General features: G+C 61.1%; 21 protein-coding genes and 1 pseudogene. 14 read left to right on the forward strand and 8 right to left on the reverse strand.

The annotated features are described in order from the left end of the window. Positions 1-37: 37 nt before the first annotated feature. A complete protein-coding gene (gene dcd / locus APH28_RS22310; RefSeq protein WP_003258001.1) occupies positions 38-604 on the reverse strand; it encodes a dCTP deaminase in 567 nt (188 codons plus the stop codon). Positions 605-933: 329 nt separating this feature from the next. Between dcd and APH28_RS22315 the strand changes: the two genes are divergently transcribed. Then, positions 934-1,143: a cold-shock protein gene (locus APH28_RS22315; RefSeq protein WP_003254922.1), complete on the forward strand. Its 210-nt coding sequence runs from the start codon at positions 934-936 to the stop codon at positions 1,141-1,143. 119 nt (positions 1,144-1,262) lie between these two features. Here APH28_RS22315 and apbC read toward each other — a convergent pair whose 3' ends face one another. Then, positions 1,263-2,357 (reverse strand): iron-sulfur cluster carrier protein ApbC, encoded by a 1,095-nt coding sequence (gene apbC, locus APH28_RS22320; RefSeq protein ID WP_060512691.1) that lies wholly within the window; start codon positions 2,355-2,357, stop codon positions 1,263-1,265. Positions 2,358-2,513: 156 nt separating this feature from the next. On the opposite strand from apbC, the gene metG reads away from it, so the two are divergent. The 8 genes and pseudogenes from metG to APH28_RS28910 all read left to right on the forward strand — a co-directional run bounded on the left by metG (position 2,514) and on the right by APH28_RS28910 (position 8,860). Next, on the forward strand, positions 2,514-4,556 hold the full coding sequence (gene metG / locus APH28_RS22325) for a methionine--tRNA ligase (protein WP_060512692.1): 2,043 nt from the start codon (positions 2,514-2,516) through the stop codon (positions 4,554-4,556). 89 nt (positions 4,557-4,645) lie between these two features. Then, positions 4,646-5,194, forward strand: coding sequence for an Rnf-Nqr domain containing protein (locus APH28_RS22330; RefSeq protein ID WP_060512693.1), 549 nt, complete (start codon positions 4,646-4,648; stop codon positions 5,192-5,194). Beyond that, a pseudogene (locus APH28_RS22335) lies at positions 5,191-5,829 on the forward strand (RnfABCDGE type electron transport complex subunit B); the annotation flags it as partial. The gene APH28_RS22330 and the pseudogene APH28_RS22335, both read left to right, overlap by 4 nt. 25 nt (positions 5,830-5,854) lie before the next feature. After that, positions 5,855-6,826, forward strand: a complete 972-nt coding sequence (locus APH28_RS22340; protein ID WP_060512694.1) for an RnfABCDGE type electron transport complex subunit D — start codon at positions 5,855-5,857, stop codon at positions 6,824-6,826. Continuing rightward, positions 6,823-7,425 (forward strand): RnfABCDGE type electron transport complex subunit G, encoded by a 603-nt coding sequence (locus APH28_RS22345; protein WP_060512695.1) that lies wholly within the window; start codon positions 6,823-6,825, stop codon positions 7,423-7,425. The genes APH28_RS22340 and APH28_RS22345 overlap by 4 nt, the downstream gene beginning before the upstream one ends. Further along, positions 7,418-7,936, forward strand: a complete 519-nt coding sequence (locus APH28_RS22350) for an Rnf-Nqr domain containing protein (protein WP_060512696.1) — start codon at positions 7,418-7,420, stop codon at positions 7,934-7,936. The genes APH28_RS22345 and APH28_RS22350 overlap by 8 nt, the downstream gene beginning before the upstream one ends. 4 nt (positions 7,937-7,940) lie before the next feature. After that, complete coding sequence (gene nth / locus APH28_RS22355) at positions 7,941-8,579, forward strand: endonuclease III (protein ID WP_060512697.1); 639 nt, start codon at positions 7,941-7,943, stop codon at positions 8,577-8,579. 104 nt (positions 8,580-8,683) lie between these two features. Continuing rightward, positions 8,684-8,860: a PA3496 family putative envelope integrity protein gene (locus APH28_RS28910; RefSeq protein ID WP_177334288.1), complete on the forward strand. Its 177-nt coding sequence runs from the start codon at positions 8,684-8,686 to the stop codon at positions 8,858-8,860. Between the two features lie 44 nt (positions 8,861-8,904). Here APH28_RS28910 and APH28_RS22360 read toward each other — a convergent pair whose 3' ends face one another. Further along, the gene (locus APH28_RS22360; protein WP_060512698.1) at positions 8,905-9,531 is read right to left on the reverse strand and encodes a response regulator transcription factor; all 627 of its coding nucleotides are present in this window, start codon (positions 9,529-9,531) and stop codon (positions 8,905-8,907) included. A gap of 306 nt (positions 9,532-9,837) precedes the next feature. Between APH28_RS22360 and APH28_RS22365 the strand changes: the two genes are divergently transcribed. Next, positions 9,838-10,278 (forward strand): hypothetical protein, encoded by a 441-nt coding sequence (locus APH28_RS22365; protein WP_060512699.1) that lies wholly within the window; start codon positions 9,838-9,840, stop codon positions 10,276-10,278. 74 nt (positions 10,279-10,352) lie between these two features. Here the strand turns inward: APH28_RS22365 and APH28_RS22370 are convergent, their stop codons facing one another. Continuing rightward, on the reverse strand, positions 10,353-11,570 hold the full coding sequence (locus APH28_RS22370) for an argininosuccinate synthase (protein ID WP_060512700.1): 1,218 nt from the start codon (positions 11,568-11,570) through the stop codon (positions 10,353-10,355). Between the two features lie 172 nt (positions 11,571-11,742). After that, a complete protein-coding gene (locus APH28_RS22375) occupies positions 11,743-12,696 on the reverse strand; it encodes an OmpA family protein (protein ID WP_060512701.1) in 954 nt (317 codons plus the stop codon). A 130-nt stretch (positions 12,697-12,826) separates the two neighbouring features. Here APH28_RS22375 and pyrC point away from each other — a divergent pair, with 130 nt between their 5' ends. Next, on the forward strand, positions 12,827-13,873 hold the full coding sequence (gene pyrC, locus APH28_RS22380) for a dihydroorotase (protein ID WP_060512702.1): 1,047 nt from the start codon (positions 12,827-12,829) through the stop codon (positions 13,871-13,873). Positions 13,874-13,932: 59 nt separating this feature from the next. After that, positions 13,933-14,544: a ribonuclease T gene (rnt, locus tag APH28_RS22385; protein WP_371263104.1), complete on the forward strand. Its 612-nt coding sequence runs from the start codon at positions 13,933-13,935 to the stop codon at positions 14,542-14,544. 157 nt (positions 14,545-14,701) lie between these two features. On the opposite strand, the gene APH28_RS22390 is transcribed toward rnt, so the two are convergent. Further along, the gene (locus tag APH28_RS22390; protein WP_027918971.1) at positions 14,702-15,304 is read right to left on the reverse strand and encodes a peroxiredoxin; all 603 of its coding nucleotides are present in this window, start codon (positions 15,302-15,304) and stop codon (positions 14,702-14,704) included. A gap of 213 nt (positions 15,305-15,517) precedes the next feature. Here APH28_RS22390 and APH28_RS22395 point away from each other — a divergent pair, with 213 nt between their 5' ends. Together APH28_RS22395 and bfr are read left to right on the forward strand one after the other, a co-directional pair. Continuing rightward, positions 15,518-15,739, forward strand: a complete 222-nt coding sequence (locus tag APH28_RS22395) for a bacterioferritin-associated ferredoxin (RefSeq protein ID WP_054885863.1) — start codon at positions 15,518-15,520, stop codon at positions 15,737-15,739. A gap of 201 nt (positions 15,740-15,940) precedes the next feature. Further along, positions 15,941-16,414, forward strand: a complete 474-nt coding sequence (gene bfr / locus APH28_RS22400; RefSeq protein ID WP_003258014.1) for a bacterioferritin — start codon at positions 15,941-15,943, stop codon at positions 16,412-16,414. A 55-nt stretch (positions 16,415-16,469) separates the two neighbouring features. On the opposite strand, the gene grxD is transcribed toward bfr, so the two are convergent. After that, on the reverse strand, positions 16,470-16,805 hold the full coding sequence (gene grxD / locus APH28_RS22405) for a Grx4 family monothiol glutaredoxin (protein ID WP_060512704.1): 336 nt from the start codon (positions 16,803-16,805) through the stop codon (positions 16,470-16,472). A 91-nt stretch (positions 16,806-16,896) separates the two neighbouring features. Then, positions 16,897-19,005, reverse strand: a complete 2,109-nt coding sequence (locus tag APH28_RS22410; RefSeq protein ID WP_060512705.1) for a molybdopterin oxidoreductase family protein — start codon at positions 19,003-19,005, stop codon at positions 16,897-16,899. Positions 19,006-19,316: the final 311 nt, after the last annotated feature.

A 19,316-nucleotide genomic window follows, 5' to 3' on the forward strand; every position in this document is an offset into this window, starting at 1 on the left:
GTGCCATCAGGGAAACTAATTCCCCGCGCTCGTCGGCTCAGGTGCGTGGCAGGGTGACGCCGCGCTGACCCTGGTACTTACCGCCACGGTCCTTGTACGACACTTCGCACTCTTCGTCGGACTGCAGGAACAGCATCTGCGCCACGCCTTCGTTGGCGTAGATTTTCGCCGGCAGCGTAGTGGTGTTGGAGAACTCCAGGGTCACGTGGCCTTCCCACTCCGGTTCGAGCGGGGTGACGTTGACGATGATGCCGCAACGGGCGTAGGTGCTCTTGCCCAGGCAGATGGTCAGCACGTCACGCGGGATGCGGAAATACTCGACGGTGCGGGCCAGTGCGAAGGAGTTCGGCGGGATGATGCAGACGTCACTCTTGATGTCGACAAAGCTGCCGGCGTCGAAGTTTTTCGGGTCGACAGTAGCCGAGTTGATATTGGTGAACACCTTGAATTCGTCGGCGCAGCGCACGTCATAGCCGTAGCTGGAGACGCCGAAGGAGATGACACGGCTGTCTTGCTCGCCGCGCACCTGGCGCTCGACGAAGGGTTCGATCATGCCGTGTTCCTGCGCCATGCGGCGAATCCACTTGTCCGATTTGATGCTCATGGCGGGGGTGTCCTGAAGAGTTGCGAGGGGAAAATCCAGACGCGCATATTACCGGTCCCGGCGCCCGGGTTAAAGTTCCAGTGCCTCATCCCGCGCCGGACGGGGGCTGTAGCCGCCGTCGATCCGAATTTGCGTAAAGCGTTCACAGACCATTGGCAGCTCGCGGAAAGTGGGGTAAGGTGGCGCCACTGTGCTGCACGTGACACCGAGAATCTCTAGTTTGATGCACGATCCTGATCGGCCCATCGCTGAATTTTCTGCTCTCTTTGCGCTCAGTCCCGGCCAGGGTTTTTCCTGACCGTTATCAAATTGTCCAAGGAGACAGAAAAATGTCCAACCGTCAATCCGGTGTTGTTAAGTGGTTCAACGATGAGAAAGGCTACGGCTTCATCACCCCTCAGTCGGGCGACGACCTGTTCGTGCACTTCAAAGCCATCCAAGCTGACGGCTTCAAAACCCTGAAAGAAGGCCAGGCTGTTACTTTCGTCGCTACCCGCGGCCAGAAAGGCATGCAGGCTGAAGAAGTTCAGATCGCCTAAGTCGATCTCAGCTTCCTAGCTTTCAAAAAAACCCGCCTTCTGGCGGGTTTTTTTATGGCTGACTGAAAATCGGTGCTGGCTTCTTCGCGGGCGAACCCGCGAGAAGTCCAATTCAAGCTTCAGTCTTCGCTGATGGTAATGCTCGGCATCGCTGGAGCAGCCGCTTCCTGCAGCACGATCCGTGCGCCCACCTGGCGGGCCAGTTCCTGATAGACCATGGCAATCTGGCTTTCCGGTTCGGCAATCGCTGTCGGCTTGCCGCTGTCGGCCTGCTCGCGGATCAGCATCGACAGCGGCAGCGAGGCCAACAGGTCGACGCCGTACTGCGCCGCCAGCTTCTCGCCACCGCCCTCACCGAACAAGTGCTCGGCATGCCCGCAGTTCGAGCAGATGTGCACGGCCATGTTCTCCACCACGCCCAACACCGGAATGTTGACCTTACGGAACATCTCCACGCCTTTTTTTGCATCGAGCAGGGCCAGATCCTGTGGCGTGGTGACGATCACTGAACCGGCCACCGGCACCTTCTGCGCCAGCGTCAACTGGATATCACCGGTACCCGGCGGCATGTCGATGACCAGATAATCCAGGTCATCCCAGGCAGTCTGAGTCACCAGTTGCAGCAGCGCCCCGGACACCATTGGCCCACGCCAGACCATCGGCGTGTTGTCATCGGTGAGAAACGCCATGGACATGACTTCCACGCCGTGGGCCTTGATCGGCACGAACCACTTCTGCTCGCGGATCTGCGGGCGGGTACCCTCGGGGATACCGAACATCACGCCCTGGCTGGGGCCATAGATGTCGGCATCGAGAATGCCCACGCGGGCACCTTCACGGGCCAGGGCCAGGGCAAGGTTGGCGGCGGTGGTCGACTTGCCGACCCCGCCCTTGCCCGAGGCCACGGCGATGATGTTCTTGACGTTGGCCATGGCCGGCACCTGGGCCTGGGCCTTGTGCGCAGCAACTTGGCAATCGATCGACACCTGGGCCGAACTGACACCGTCGAGGTTTTCGATCGCAGTCTGCAGCACCTGGGCCCAGCCGTTCTTGAACAGGCCCGCGGCATAGCCCAGTTGCAGCTGCACGGCGACCTGGCCACCCTGGATGTCGATCGCGCGCACGCAACCGGCGCTGACCGGGTCCTGGTTCAGGTAAGGGTCGGTGTACTGGCGAAGCACGCCTTCGACGGCGGCACGGGTGACGGCACTCATGGACACTCCCATTGGCAAACTGAGTACAAAACAGACGCCTATCCTAACCCGTCAATCGTCAGCAGATGCGAGCTTGGGGTGAAATATCTTCGCCGGCCCTTTATAGTGGCCGATCACCCTCATTTTTACCCGAGCCAGATAAGTAGCCGAGCCACCATGTCCGAGCCACGTCAGATTCTCGTCACCAGCGCCCTGCCCTATGCCAATGGATCCATCCACCTTGGCCATATGCTGGAGTACATCCAGACGGACATGTGGGTGCGCTTCCAGAAGCTGCGCGGTAACCAGTGCATCTATGTTTGCGCCGACGATGCCCACGGCTCGGCCATCATGCTGCGCGCCGAGAAGGAAGGCATCACGCCAGAGCAGCTGATCGCCAATGTCCAGGCCGAGCACAGCGGCGACTTCGCCGACTTCCTGGTGGACTTCGACAATTTCCACTCCACCCACAGCGACGAAAACCGCGAGCTGTCGAGCCTGATCTATGGCCGTCTGCGTGACGCCGGGCACATCGCCACCCGTTCAGTGACCCAGTACTACGACCCTGAAAAGGGCATGTTCCTCGCTGACCGTTTCATCAAGGGCACCTGCCCGAAATGCGCGGCTGAAGACCAGTACGGCGACAACTGCGAGAAGTGCGGCGCGACCTATGCCCCGACCGAGCTGAAGAACCCCAAGTCGGCGATCTCCGGTGCCACCCCGGTGCTGCGCGATTCCCAGCATTTCTTCTTCAAGCTGCCGGACTTCCAGGCCATGCTGCAGCAGTGGACCCGTAGCGGCACCCTGCAGGATGCCGTGGCCAACAAGCTCGCCGAATGGCTGGATTCCGGCCTGCAGGAGTGGGACATCTCCCGTGATGCGCCGTACTTCGGCTTCGAGATCCCGGGCGAGCCCGGCAAGTACTTTTACGTCTGGCTGGACGCGCCGATCGGCTACATGGCCAGCTTCAAGAACCTCTGCGCACGCCGCCCGGAGCTGGACTTCGACGCGTTCTGGAACGAAGGCTCCAAGGCCGAGCTGTACCATTTCATCGGCAAGGACATCGTCAACTTCCACGCCCTGTTCTGGCCAGCCATGCTCGAAGGCGCCGGTTTCCGCAAACCGACCGCGGTCAACGTGCACGGCTACCTGACCGTCAACGGCGCCAAGATGTCGAAGTCGCGCGGCACCTTCATCAAGGCACGCACCTACCTCGACCACCTGCAGCCGGAATACCTGCGCTACTACTACGCCGCCAAGCTGGGCCGCGGCGTCGATGACCTCGACCTGAACCTCGAGGACTTCGTGCAGAAGGTCAACTCCGACCTGGTCGGCAAAGTCGTCAACATTGCCAGCCGTTGCGCCGGCTTCATTCACAAGGGCAATGCTGGCGTGATGGTCGCCGGCGATGCTGCGCCGGAGCTGACCGAGGCCTTCCTCGCCGCCGCCCCGTCGATCGCCGAGGCCTATGAGGGCCGCGACTTCGGCCGTGCCATGCGCGAAATCATGGCCCTCGCCGACCGCGCCAACGCCTGGATCGCTGACAAGGCGCCCTGGTCGCTGGCCAAGCAAGAGGGCAAGCAGGACGAAGTCCAGGCCATCTGCGCCCAGGGCATCAACCTGTTCCGCCAGCTGGTCATCTTCCTCAAGCCAGTGCTGCCGCTGCTCGCCGCTGATGCAGAGGCATTCCTCAACGTCGCCCCGCTGACCTGGAACGACCATCAGTCGCGCCTGGAGAACCACCAGCTGAACCCGTTCAAGGCACTGATGAGCCGTATCGAACCCGCCAAGGTCGAAGCCATGGTCGCTGCCAGCAAGGAGGACCTGTTGGCTGCTGAAGCTCAACAGGCCCCAGCCGGCAATGGCGAGCTGAGCAAGGACCCGCTTTCGGCGGAGATCGAGTTCGACACCTTCGCCGCCGTCGACCTGCGCGTCGCGCTGATCGTCAAGGCTGAAGCCGTCCCTGGCGCCGACAAGCTGCTGCAACTCACCCTGGACATCGGTGACGAGCGCCGCAATGTGTTCTCCGGCATCAAGTCGGCCTATCCGGACCCGTCCAAGCTGGAAGGCCGCCTGACCATGATGGTGGCCAACCTAAAACCGCGGAAAATGCGCTTTGGCATGTCCGAAGGCATGGTCATGGCGGCCGGCCCAGGCGGCGAAGAGATCTACCTGCTCAGCCCCGACAGCGGCGCCAAGCCAGGCCAGCGCATCAAGTAACACCCCTGCCCCGGCCTCAACGCCGGGGCAGTTCCATCTGCTGCGCCAATGCCGGACGATCACGGCGATTCCCGGCTATTGTCATTCACATGAACGACTACATTCTGATCCTGGCCAGCGCTGCGCTGATCAGCCACCTGCTCTTGCAACAACAGCCGCTGAGTCAGCTACGCCTGCACGTGTGCGGCCTGGCGGGTGCCTTGTCGATTGCACTCGGGGTAGCCGGTGCGCTAGTGCTCGAACGACTGTTCGTGGCGCCCTGGCATCTGCAAGACCTGCGTCTGTTCCTGCTGCTGCCCTGGCTGGGCTTGCTGGCATGCGGCGTGCCGCAGGTGCTGGCAAAACTACGCCCACAGTGGCCCACCGAGCACCTTGCGCCGCCCTTGATGGGCAATGCCTTGCTGCTGGGCCTGGCACTGCAAATGGCGAGCGAGCGGGCCACAGTGCTTGCAACGTTGAGCGAGGGCACCGTGGCCGGCCTGGGCTTCTGGCTTGCGCTGGCGCTGTTCAACGACCTGCACCAGCGCAGCCAGCACGCTGAAGTACCGGCAGCGCTGCGCGGCCTGCCCATCACATTGCTCGGTACGGGTGTCATGGCCCTGGCGTTCTCGGGATTCAACGGACTATTCACGCAATGATCTTGATTCAACGCATCGACGCCCTGTTGCCGCAGACCCAATGCGGAAAATGCGGCCACAATGGTTGCCGGCCCTACGCCGAAGGCCTGGCGGCGGGCGAGGCCATCAACAAGTGCCCGCCCGGCGGCAGCGAAACCATCGCCGCCCTCGCCGCGCTGCTCGAGGCGCCGCTGATGGCGCCTGACCCTCAGCGTGGTAGCGCACCGCCTCAGGTAGCCTACATTCGCGAAGCCGAATGCATCGGCTGTACCAAGTGCATTCAGGCCTGCCCGGTAGATGCCATCATCGGCGCCGCCAAACTGATGCACACGGTCATCGCCAACGAATGCACCGGCTGTGACCTATGCCTGGCACCCTGCCCGGTCGATTGCATCGACATGCGCCCGCTACCGGCGACAGTGGTGCCGATTGTCAGCGGCCTGGCCCATACCCCCGAGCAACTGCAAGCCCGCCATCTGCGCCGTGATCATGCGCGCCAGCGCCACGAGCAGCGCAGCGCCCGTCTGCAACGCGACGTGGCGCGACGGGAAGCGCAGCGCCTTGCACGTACGGCCGAAGCCGCAAACGGCGCGGCCGACCCGATCAAAGCCGCCCTCGAGCGGATCAAAGCGCAAAAAGCCGCCGCTGCCGATGCTGTGCACACAGCGGCCGGGCACGACAATGGCAAGCCCTGACCCACGGTTACGCAACGCCATGGGCCTGGTACTGTTGGCCTGTATGCCCGGCTTGCTCGCGTCCTTCTGGACGCAAGGCTGGGGGGTACTGTTCAGCTTGCTGCTATGCGCCTGCAGCGCTTTGTGCTGGGAAGCGGCACTGCTGGCTGTGCGGCGCCAGCCTGTGCTGCCGGCATTGAACGACGGCAGTGCCCTGGTGACTGCCGTGCTCCTGGCGATCGCCCTGCCAGCCCCGGCGCCCTGGTGGTTGCCGGTCACGGCGGCAGGCATTGCCATCGGCGTCGGCAAGCAGGCTTTCGGCGGCGTGGGCCGTAATCTGTTCAACCCGGCAATGGTCGGATACGTCTTTGTGCTGCTGAACTTTCCGCTGCAGATGACCCACTGGCCCAGCCAGTCACTCGGCTTTATCGATAGCGTTCAACAGGTGTCGGGCAGTGCTCCCCAGATCGATGCCTGGGCAGGGCCGACCCTGCTCGACGGCCTGCGCCACAACCGCAGCCTGACCATCGACGAGCTGTTCGCTAACCACCCGGGGTTTGGCAGTATTGGCGGCCGCAGCAGCGAGTGGGTCAACCTGGCGCTGCTGTGCGGCGGGCTTATTCTATGGCAGCGCAAGGTTATCAGCTGGCATGCCCCGGCAGGCCTGCTTGGCGGCCTGTTGCTGTTCAGCCTGTTGGCCTGGAATGGCTCCGGTTCGGACTCGAACGGCTCACCGCTGCTGCACCTGTTCAGCGGCTCGACCATGCTGGCGGCATTCTTCATCGCCACGGAGCCGGTGTCCGGCCCCCGCGCCAATCTGGCCAAGCTGCTATTCGGTTTTGGGGCAGGCACACTGATCTACCTGATCCGCACCTGGGGCAGTTATCCGGATGGCACGGCGTTCGCCATTTTGATAATGAACCTGGCGGTGCCCGCCTTGGATCGGTTCGCCTCTCAACGACGGCAGGTCTTTCCATGATCACATCGGTTCGCAGCAACTTGCTGTTACTTGCCATCGGGGGATCGGCTGTAGCAGTGACGCTGGCCTGGCAGCACTGGACCCGCCTTGCCATCGCCGATGCCGAGCACCAGCTGCGAGCCAGCCAGCTTCTCGCGGCCCTTTCGGCGCGGAGCTACGACAATCACCCGCTGGACAGCCCATTGCCATTGCCGGCCGATCAGCCAGTGCATAGCAAAGTACTCGCTGCCTATCGGGCTACACTCGGCACCTCGCCAACCGCCATCGTGTTGGTGAGCCAGGTACGAGGTTATGCAGGCCCTATCAAGCTGACCATTGCGATCGGCGACGATGCCCGCCTGATCGGTACGCGGGTGGTCGAACAGCAGGAAAGCCCCGGGCTGGGCGGCCAGATTGCCGATCCTCAGTCGGCTTGGCTAACACAGTTTGCCAGGCGTGGCCTTGGCGACCGTTGGGCGATCAGGCGCGACCAGGGCGACTTTGACCAGTTGGCCGGTGCGACCGTCACCTCTCGGGCAGTCATGCAAGCCCAGCAGGAAGCATTGCGCTATTTTGACCAGCATCGCAGCGAATTGCTCGGAGCGCCCGACCATGAATAGGTTCTGCTTGCTGGCAACCGGCCTGGCTCCGCTGCTGGGCGCGACTGGAACCTTTTCTCAGGCTGTAGCCATCGGCCTGTGCATGCTCGTGCTGCCTCTTCTTCACCAAGGCTTGTTGACCCCGCTGCGGGCAACACTCAGTGGCACGAAGTACTGGCTGACAAGCCTGCTGCTACTTGCTGCGCTTTCCAGTTGCCTGCAGCTGGCACTGCGTGCCTGGGCATTGCCATTGGCGCTGACGCTTGGCTACTTCCCGGCGCTGATCTGCCTGCACTGCCTTGCCATCGACACACGGTTGCCACGCGAAAGGCGCTGGCGACAACTACTGCATCATTTGACTGGCTTGCTGCTCGTCTGCCTGCTGCTAGGTGCTGGTCGTCAATGGCTGGACCAGGTCGCTGGCATGCACCAGGCCAACCTGCCGTCAGGTGCACTGCTACTGCTCGGCGCGCTGCTGGCCTTGTACAATTGGCTCCGCCCCACCCTCACACGTCGTCAAGGAAAGCGTTGACCCCATGAATGCCGCCAAACGCCTGGAGATCTTTCGCAGGCTGCACGAAGACAATCCCGATCCGAAAACGGAATTGGCTTACACCACCCCTTTCGAACTCCTGGTTGCCGTGACGCTTTCCGCTCAGTCCACGGATGTCGGCGTCAACAAGGCCACCGCGCGCCTGTTCCCGGTCGCTAATACACCGCAAGCCATCCATGCGCTCGGTGTCGAGGGGTTGAGCGAATACATCAAGACCATCGGTCTCTACAACAGCAAGGCCAAGAATGTGATCGAGGCATGCCGACTGTTGATCGAGCGCCATGACGGCGAAGTCCCGCAGACCCGTGAAGCACTGGAAGCGTTACCGGGCGTTGGACGCAAGACTGCCAACGTGGTGCTCAACACGGCCTTCCGTCAGCCGGCCATGGCTGTGGACACGCACATATTCCGGGTCAGCAACCGCACCGGCATCGCGCCCGGCAAGACGGTGCTCGAAGTGGAGAAGAAACTGCTCAAGTTCGTCCCCAAGGACTATCTGCTCGACGCCCACCATTGGCTCATCCTGCATGGCCGCTACGTTTGCCAGGCACGTAAGCCGCGTTGTGGCAGCTGCCGCATCGAAGACCTGTGTGAATACAAGCACAAGACCTCCGACGATTGAGCCAATAGCGAAAACTCCTGCATCACGATTGAAAAAATCTTTTTTACCGGACTTCGCTTTCTCGCTATAAGGACGGCCAATGGCCCTTTGGCTTGGAGCGACTCATGAGCACCGATAAAGACGACCTGGCGATCGAAGATGATTTTGTCACCGCTGACGACGAAGCGGAGCCGCAGGTAGAAACCGCGAAGACCAACCTGAGCAAGCGTCGCACCATAGACAACCTGCTCGAAGAGCGGCGCCTGAAGCGGCAACTCGCCGACTTCGACTACGACCTGTAGCTGCACACCAAGCCTCCCTCACGGAGGCCTGGTGCATGCCAGGCTCAGCTCAGACCATGACGCCGGGCCAGTTCGATCAGATCCACCAGCGAGTGGGCATTGAGCTTCAGCAGCAGGCGGGTCTTGTAGGTGCTGACCGTCTTGTTACTGAGGAACATGCTGTCGGCAATCTCCTTGTTGGACCGCCCCCGTGCAAGCTGCTGGAGCACCATCATCTCCCTCGCCGACAAGCGATCGACCATGTCCGCCTCACTTGCCCCGCCCACCCGACCCCGCGACTTGTGCAATGCCTGGTTCGGGAAATAACTGTACCCAGATAGCACAGCCTTGATGGCGCTGAGCAGTTCGGTGAGCTCTTGCTGCTTGCACACATAACCGGAAGCCCCCGCCTGCATGCAGCGCATGGAGAAATGCCCGGGCGCCTGAGAAGTCAGTACCAGAACACGGCTGCGAGGGTTGGCCGCGGCCATACGAGCAATGACCTCCAGGCCATCGAGTTTGGGGATGCCGATATCGAGTACGACAACATCGGGAAGGTGTTCGCGGGTGAGCTGCAAGGCCGCTATGCCGTTGTCGGCTTCAGCGACAACATCGTACCCATGCCGCTCCATCAGCATGCGCACTGCCAAGCGTATGACCGGATGATCATCCACGATAAGGACTTTATTCATGCGATATCCATCATTCGTTATTTTGCTTTGACGACCGCCTCACCATAACCGAGCAGAACGCTCAATGGCGCGCACATTCCCCGCACAAATAGCCGAATAGATGAACCCTACGTCGGTTTGGGAATTTTCCTACAAGAAAAAATTTACAGTTTCCTCGCATAAGTACCTACGAGCAGGCGAATGAACAATAATCGACGCGCGCATTCATCGGCCCCGTCGAAAAATCCCCTCACCCGGAAAAACTCCACAATTTAGTTGAGGCGACCAGTAGGTTATTGATAAGCCGAACTTGCAGGAGGCATTAACATGACCGATAACCAACCTGTTGCGCCGTTGACGATAATCGCCATTTTCGCTGGCATCATTGAGGCTTCTGCATTGGCAACCCTGCCTTTTCTCAGCGAGAGAAGTCAGACGTACTACACCTGGTTCCTCGTGGGGTTTCCGTTCTTTCTCACCGCTCTGTTCTTCCTGACCCTGAACTTCAACTACAAATCTTTTTACAAGCCTGACCCGACCGAGCAAAAGAGCGCGCCCGAACCAGCGGGGCGTGCGGAACCGACAGAAACTGTAACCATGATGTTTTCCGGCCCCGACGCGCAGACACTGATTCAACAACACGTCATGCAGGCCATTGCCCAGCCGCATGTCGAGAACAGACAGTGGCGTTTGTGCAACATGGATCTACACCAATGCGTTGTTCTATCAACCACCCGCCTGCCGGAGGATCCAGCCTATGGGCAATGAGCAGAACACCGCCCGGAAGGCAAAAAAAACCCCGGCCAGTGCCGGGGTTTCATTTGCCAGTTCGGGGCAGATGCTTAGAGCATCCCGCGGCCCTTGTTGGCAGCGATGCGCATGCGCAGCGCATTGAGCTTGATGAAGCCAGCAGCATCGGCCTGGTTGTAGGCGCCGCCGTCTTCTTCAAAGGTCGCGATGTTGGCATCGAACAGCGAATCGTCCGACTTGCGGCCGACCACGATGACATTGCCCTTGTACAGCTTCAGGCGCACGACACCGTTCACGTTGACCTGCGAAGCGTCGATCATCTTCTGCAGCATCAGTCGTTCCGGGCTCCACCAGTAGCCGGTGTAGATCAGGCTGGCGTACTTCGGCATCAGCTCGTCTTTCAGGTGAGCGACTTCGCGGTCCAGGGTGATCGACTCGATGGCGCGGTGCGCCTTGAGCATGATGGTGCCGCCTGGGGTTTCGTAGCAGCCACGGGACTTCATGCCCACATAGCGGTTTTCCACGATGTCCAGACGGCCGATGCCGTTGGCGCCGCCGATGCGGTTCAGTTCGGCAAGTACGGTAGCCGGGCTCATGTCGACGCCGTCGATGGCGACGATGTCACCATTGCGGTAAGTCAGCTCCAGGTAGGTCGCCTGGTCCGGGGCGTTCTCTGGCGAGACGCTCCAGCGCCACATGTCTTCTTCGTGCTCGGTCCAGGTATCTTCCAGGACACCGCCTTCGTAGGAGATGTGCAGCAGGTTGGCGTCCATCGAGTACGGCGACTTCTTCTTGCCGTGACGCTCGATCGGGATACCGTGCTTCTCGGCATAGTCCATCAACTTCTCGCGGGACAACAGGTCCCACTCGCGCCATGGCGCGATAACCTTGACGCCTGGCTTGAGTGCGTAGGCACCCAGCTCGAAGCGCACCTGGTCGTTACCCTTGCCGGTAGCGCCGTGGGAAATGGCGTCGGCGCCGGTCTCGTTGGCGATTTCGATCAGGCGCTTGGCGATCAGCGGACGAGCGATGGAAGTACCCAGCAGGTACTCGCCTTCGTAGACGGTGTTGGCGCGGAACATCGGGAAGACGAAATCGCGCACGAACTCTTCGCGCAGGTCGTCGATGTAGATCTCTTTAACGCCCATTGCCTGCGCTTTGGCACGAGCCGGCTCGACTTCTTCGCCCTGACCCAGGTCAGCGGTGAAGGTCACCACTTCGCAGTTGTAGGTATCCTGCAGCCACTTGAGAATCACCGAAGTATCAAGGCCGCCGGAATACGCCAGTACGACCTTTTTTACGTCCGCCATGCCATCACTCCACGGGGTTGTACGGAAAGGGGCCGATTCTACCGGCGTTGCGGATAAATTTACAGTGGGGCGACAGCTTCTGACGACAAAGCGACAGGAACTGTCGGTGGGGCGACGTGTTCGCCGCTAAAGGTTCAGCACCTGGCGGCCCTGATGCAATCCCGCTTTGATATCAGGGTGTCTTGGTCCCAGCCGGCGCCGCAGCAGCTGGCGGGACAGCAGGTGCAGCCTGCACCGGTTGCTGCACCGGCTGGACCATCGGTTTTTCTGCCATCGCCACCCGATCCAGCTCGATATTCACCCGCCGGTTACGCGCCCGATTGGCCGGGCTGTTGTTCTTCACCAGCGGATACCGCTCACCATGGAAACGCACGTCTATCTGCTCTTCCGGCACACCATGGGCCTTGAAGTAATCGGCAACGGCCAACGCCCGACGCCGCGATGTGTCGCGATTGGTCAGCCGGTTACCACTGTTGTCGGAGTGACCGTTGAGTTCGATGTGGTTCACCGTCGGGTCGGCCTTGAGGTAATCGAGGATCACGTCCAGCCTCGCTCGGGCATCGGCGTCGAGGTCGAAGCCCCCCCCCGGGAAGCCGACCTGGGTCTGGCGAACCTGGTCATAGTTCATCGGCAGCATCTTGCTGGCACAGACCTGATAGTCGCTGTATGCCTTGACGAAGCTCACCGGTAATACCCGTACTTCCATCACTCGCCCACCTTCGCCGGCGTAATTGCGTACCACCGTGCTGCGCCCGTCGAGCAAGCCATTGATCAGGCGGCTGGCCTGGCTTTGCGACGAGCTGAACAGCACGCCGCTGCGGGCCATGCGCACAGCGCCGAGGTTCACATCACCCCGCCCCGGTTGCCAAGGGGCTGCGGCAGCCAGCAAGGTGGCGGATCCTGCGCCCAGCACATTGCTGTGCGACCGAAGCTGGAACACGGGCTGCTCACCGGCCTTGCGCACGAACTCGCCACTGCCGAAACCGTCAATCGGCTGAATCAGGCGGCATTCGAACTGGTCACCCTCGACTTGCCAGGCGACATTCTCCATGCGGGTCTGGAAAGTCAGTGCACCGGCCGGCAGGCTGGCGACAAGGGTCAACAGGGCTAAGTAACGCTGGCGCACGAGGGGCTCCACAAATTCTGACGGCTTACAGGCAGGCTATCGGACACTTGCCGGAAAACTTGATAGCCGTGCTCGGACCGGGGTTTTCCGGTAGCATTGGGGCCTGAGTTCGACCCGCCTGGAATCCCCAATGTCCGATCGCCTGACCCTCCTGCGTCCCGACGACTGGCACATCCATCTGCGCGATGGTGCCGTCCTGCCCCATACCGTTGGCGATGTGGCGCGTACTTTCGCCCGTGCCATCATCATGCCTAACTTGGTCCCGCCGGTGCGCGATGCCGTCGAAGCCAGCGCCTACCGCGAGCGCATCCTTGCCGCCCGCCCGGCTGGCAGCCGCTTCGAACCGCTGATGGTGCTGTACCTCACCGACCGCACCAGCCCCGAGGACATCCGCGTGGCCAAGGCCAGCGGCATCGTGTACGCCGCCAAGCTTTACCCGGCCGGTGCCACCACCAACTCCGATTCGGGCGTCACCAGCATCGACAACATCTTCCCGGCCATCGAGGCACTGGCGAAAGTCGGCATGCCACTGCTGGTGCACGGTGAAGTAACCCGCAGCGAGATCGATGTATTCGACCGCGAGAAGCGCTTCATCGACGAGCACATGCGTCGTCTGGTCGAGCGTTTCCCGACCTTGAAAGTGGTGTTCGAACACATCACCACCGGTGATGCCGCGCAGTTCGTCACCGAGGCTCCGGCCAACGTGGGCGCCACCATCACTGCCCAGCACCTGCTGTACAACCGCAACCACATGCTGGTCGGCGGTATCCGCCCGCACTTTTACTGCCTGCCGATCCTCAAACGCAACACCCACCAGGTGGCGCTGCTGGACGCGGCCACCAGTGGCAACCCGAAGTTCTTCCTCGGCACCGACTCGGCACCGCACGCCCGTCACGCCAAGGAAGCTGCTTGCGGTTGCGCAGGCTGCTACACCGCCTATGCGGCGATCGAGATGTACGCCGAGGCGTTCGAGCAGCGCAATGCGCTGGACAAGCTGGAAGGCTTCGCCAGCCTCCACGGCCCGGCTTTCTATGGCCTGCCGGCGAACACCGACACCATCACCCTGGTCCGTGAAGAATGGACCGCCCCGGACAGCCTGCCATTTGGCGAGCAGACCGTGATCCCGCTGCGTGCCGGTGAAAAACTGCGCTGGCGCCTGCTGGAGGAAAACGCGTGAGCGAAGACCTCTACGAAGACGACCAGGACGGTCAAGGCGGCGGCGGCTCGCGCCACCCGATGGCTGAGCGCTTCCGCGGCTATCTGCCGGTCGTGGTGGATGTCGAGACCGGCGGCTTCAACAGCGCCACCGACGCCCTGCTGGAAATCGCCGCAGTGACCATCGGCATGGACGAGAAGGGCTTCCTGTTCCCCGAGCACACCTACTTCTTCCGGGTAGAGCCGTTCGAAGGGGCCAATATCGAGCAGGCCGCGCTGGAGTTCACCGGCATCAAGCTGGACCACCCGTTGCGCATGGCGGTGAGCGAGGAAAGCGCGCTCACCGACATCTTCCGCGGTGTGCGCAAGGCGCTGAAGGCAAACGGTTGCAAGCGGGCGATCCTGGTCGGTCACAACAGCAGCTTCGACCTTGGCTTCCTCAATGCAGCGGTTACCCGCAACGATATCAAGCGCAACCCGTTCCACCCGTTCTCCAGCTTCGACACCGCCACCCTGGCTGGCCTGGCGTATGGCCAGACCGTGCTGGCGCGGGCCTGCCAGAGCGCCGACATCGACTTCGACGGCCGTGAGGCACATTCGGCGCGTTACGACACCGAGAAGACGGCCGAGCTGTTCTGCGGCATCGTCAACCGCTGGAAAGAAATGGGCGGCTGGCGCGACTTCAACGATTGAACTGAAAATCTTCGCGGGTAAACCCGCTCCCACAGGTACCGCATCGGCCTCAGCCATTTTGCGATTCCTGTAGGAGCGGGTTCACCCGCGAAGAGGCCAGTACAAGCTGGCACAAAAAAACCGGCCACATGGGCCGGTTTTTTCATGCGCGTGGCAATTACAGCTTGCCAGCGTTCTCGCTCAGGTAAGCAGCAACGCCTTCGGGCGAAGCGGTCATGCCCTGGTCGCCTTTCTTCCAGTTGGCCGGGCAGACTTCGCCGTGCTCTTCGTGGAATTGCAGGGCGTCGACCAGACGCAGCAGTTCGTCCATGTTGCGGCCCAGTGGCAGGTCGTTGACGATCTGCGAACGGACAACACCGTTGGTGTCGATCAGGAAAGCACCACGGAAGGCTACGCCGCCTTCGGACTCGACGTCGTAGGCCTTGCAGATTTCGTGGGTGATGTCGGCAGCCAGGGTGTACTTGACCTGGCCGATACCGCCGGCGTTGACCGGGGTGTTACGCCAGGCGTTGTGGGTGAAGTGCGAGTCGATCGAAACGCCGATCACTTCAACGTTGCGCGCCTGGAAGTCAGGGATGCGGTTGTCCAGGGCGATCAGCTCGGACGGGCAGACGAAGGTGAAGTCCAGTGGGTAGAAGAACACCAGGCCGTACTTGCCCTTGATGGCCGAAGCCAGGTTGAAGCTGTCGACGATTTCGCCATTGCCCAGGACGGCTGGGACGGTGAAGTCGGGGGCTTGTTTGCCAACGAGTACGCTCATTGCAATCTCCTAGTGAGAGTGGAAAACCGTTTGCCGGGCCAAGCAGGCTTGCCCGACATCCAACAAAGGCTGACCATCATACACGGCTTCCGGTGACAGGCCGAATGCAACCGTCGGTCGCTCAAGCACGGCCCTTTCAGAAAGTCCTTTGACAAGCATTCTCATTAACATTAAGCTCCAACCCATCGACTCAACCCGCGATGGTCAGCCCTTATGTATGTGTGTCTTTGTGTCGGCGTCACCGACGGACAGATCCGCGATGCGATCTATGAAGGATGCTGCAGTTACAAGGAAGTCCGAGCTGCGACCAACGTCGCCAGCCAGTGTGGCAAATGCGCCTGCCTGGCCAAAGAGGTGGTCCGTGAGACCCTCACCGAATTGCAGGTGAGCCAGCACGCCGCCCTGCCCTATCCGGTGGAATTTACTGCTGCCTGATGTTACAGAATTCGAAGAACCGGACCTTGTGTCCGGTTTTTTTATGCCGGTATATCAACAAGTTAGCGCTTCAACGCGGTTCACAAACATTCTTATTCCTATTAATTTTCACTTATTATTCAAATACTTAGGTTTGACAGCCCCCAGTTACAAGCTCAAACTTCCCTGTATTGGCACACTTCTACAGGGCAGGAACCCGTCATGAAAGGCGACGTAAGCGTCATCCAGCATCTCAACAAGATCCTCGGAAACGAGCTGGTCGCGATCAACCAGTACTTCCTGCACGCACGCATGTACGAAGATTGGGGCCTGAACAAGCTCGGCAAGCACGAGTACAAAGAGTCCATCGACGAGATGAAGCACGCTGACAAACTGATCAAGCGTATTCTCTTCCTCGAAGGCATCCCCAACGTTCAGGACTTGGGCAAGCTGCTGATCGGCGAGCACACCAAAGAGATGCTCGAGTGCGACCTGAAGATCGAACAGAAAGGCCTGGTTGACTTGAAAGCCGCCATCGCCCACTGCGAAACCGCTGGCGACTTCGGTTCGCGTGACATGCTCGAAGACATCCTCGAGTCCGAGGAAGAGCATATCGACTGGCTGGAAACCCAACTCGGCCTGATCGACAAGATCGGCATCGAGAACTACCTGCAGTCGCAGATGGGCGAAGAGTAATTTCCCCGCCCATAAAAAAACCCGCCTTGAGCGGGTTTTTTTGTCTGGCTGAACGTCAGGCTTCGGAAGCCTTGGCCTTGGCGGCGGCGTCCTTGATCAGGGCCTGCAGTTCACCCTTCTCGAACATTTCCAGCATGATGTCGCTGCCGCCAACCAGCTCACCGGCTACCCACAGTTGCGGGAAGGTCGGCCAGTTGGCGTATTTTGGCAGGTTGGCGCGGATTTCCGGGTTCTGCAGGATGTCGACGTAGGCGAACTTCTCGCCGCAACCCATCACAGCCTGCGATGCCTTGGCCGAGAACCCGCACTGCGGGGCATTCGGCGAGCCTTTCATGTAAAGCAGAATGGTGTTGTTGGCAATCTGCTCTTTGATCGTATCGATGATATCCATCTAGCACCTCAGCTGAACTTTCCGACGCGATCGTCGGCACGGTGACGCATTGTATCGGAAAGCCGAGCAGCGTGCTCGGCCTTACCATTGCTCATGCGGCCTCGACCTGCACCGGTACGCCATTGAGCGCAGCGTTACCGGAAACCGCGTCCCGTAGGCGTTCATCGGTGAGGTCGTTGGCACTCACACCCGCTTGTGCCTGGGCAACCTGCAAGCGCACACCCTGGCGACCATGGCCGAACCCATGGGGCAGGCTGACCACCCCGGGCATCATGTCTTCACAGGCCTGCACTTCGACCTCCAGGGTGCCGGTGCGCGAGCGGATACGCACCCGCTGGCCGTCTTGCAGTTGCCGGTGCTGCAGGTCCTGCGGGTGCATCAGCAGTTGATGGCGCGGCTTGCCTTTGACCAGACGATGGTAATTGTGCATCCACGAATTGTTGCTGCGCACGTGGCGGCGGCCGATCAGCAGCAACTCGCCCGGCGCGGGCGGCGCCTGCAGGGCCAAGCGCTGCAGATCATCCAGCAGCGCCTGTGGCGCCGCCTCGACAACTTTGCTGGCGGTTGCCAGCCGCGCTTCAAGATTGGCGCGTAGCGGCCCCAGATCAAGCCCATGGGGGTGCTCGTCCAATGCCCGCAGCGAAAGGTTCCAGCTGGACGCTTCGCCATAGCGGCCTTTGCGCAGCGCTACATCGATCATTTGCGCCGGTGGCCAGGTCGGCTTGAGTTCGAGGTCAGCGCGTTTGGCAAACGCCTGCGCCAGGCCGACGAAGATCTCCCAGTCATGCAAGGCGCCCTCAGGCTTGGCCAGGATGGCGCGGTTGAAACGGGTCACGTTACGCACGGCCAGCAGGTTGAAGGTGCTGTCGTAATGGTCGTTTTCCAGCGCCGAAGTCGAAGGCAGAATCAGGTCGGCATGGCGGGTGGTTTCATTGATATAGAGGTCGATGCTGAGCATGAACTCCAGCCCGTCCAACGCTGCATCCAGCTGCCGGCCGTTGGGCGTGGACAACACCGGATTGCCGGCTACCGTCACCAGGGCGCGCACCTGGCCGTCCCCGGGCGTCAGCATCTCCTCGGCCAGGGCCACCACCGGCAGCTCGCCGCCATACTCGGGAAGCCCCGAAACCCGGCTCTGCCAGGCATTGAAATGACCACCAGAAGTGGTCGCCACCAGATCGACTGCGGGTTCGGTACATAGCGCCCCACCCTCTCGATCGAGGTTGCCGGTCACCAGGTTGATCAATTGCACCAGCCAGTGGCTCAGGCTGCCGAAAGCCTGGGTTGAGACGCCCATGCGACCGTAGCAGACGGCCTTGCCGGCGGCCGCGAAGTCCCGCGCCAGCTGACGGATGTCGGCAGCCGCGACGCCGCAATGGGCGCTCATGGCCTCGGCCGTGAACGATGCGATCGCCTCACGCACCTGCGTCAGCCCGTTGACTGGCAAGTGCGAACCACGCGCCAGGTCTTCCTCAAACAGGGTATTGAGCAGGCCACACAACAAGGCAGCATCGCCGCCGGGCCGGATAAACAGATGCTGGTCAGCCATGGCGGCAGTTTCGCTGCGTCGGGGGTCGACCACCACCAGGCGGCCACCCCGACCGCGCAAGGCCTTCAGGCGCTTTTCTACATCCGGTACGGTCATGATGCTGCCATTGGAGGCCAGCGGGTTGCCGCCGAGGATCAGCATGAACTCGGTGTGGTCGATATCCGGGATCGGCAACAGCAGCCCATGGCCGTACATCAAATGGCTGGTCAGGTGCTGTGGCAGCTGGTCGACCGAGGTGGCGGAGTAACGGTTGCGGGTCTTGAGCAGGCCGAGGAAGTAATTGCTGTGGGTCATCAGCCCATAGTTGTGCACGCTGGGGTTGCCTTGATAGACCGCCACGGCGTTGCGCCCATGGGCCTGCTGGACCGCCCACAACCTGTCGGCGGCCAGGGCAAAGGCCTCGTCCCAGCCGATCGGCTGCCACTGGTCCCCTACCCGCCGGTGCGGTTGGCGCAGGCGGTCCGGGTCGTTCTGGATGTCCTGCAGCGCAACTGCCTTCGGGCAAATGTGGCCGCGGCTGAACGGGTCTTCAGGGTCACCCTTGATCGAACTGATCAGCGCCCGCCCGTCATGTTCATGGCTGACTTCTATGTTCAGGCCGCAGATCGCTTCACACAGGTGACAGGCACGGTGGTGCAGGGTCTTGGTCATGGCCGCCTCTGCCTTGCTGTTGTAATGAGTCATCGACTATGCGCTGCGGCCCTGGCGCGGGCCAGCGCCCTTCGCGGCGTGAATCCTGCGGTATCAGGCGCACGATTCGCGACAGGCATTTGCCAAATTGCCAGCAAGCCGTGTACAACCTTCTGTAGCAAATAAAAAACAGCACGGGCTCAAGTGTTACGACACCCTTTGCAACATCCTTTGAAACGAGCCGCTGTTTCCCCTCTTGGTTTCAGGCGACATTTAATTATAGTATTGCGCCTTTCCCCATTTCGTCCGCCCCGTGCGGCTTACGCCGCAGG

The organism is Pseudomonas sp. NBRC 111124, from assembly GCF_001320245.1.
Classification (GTDB): domain Bacteria; phylum Pseudomonadota; class Gammaproteobacteria; order Pseudomonadales; family Pseudomonadaceae; genus Aquipseudomonas.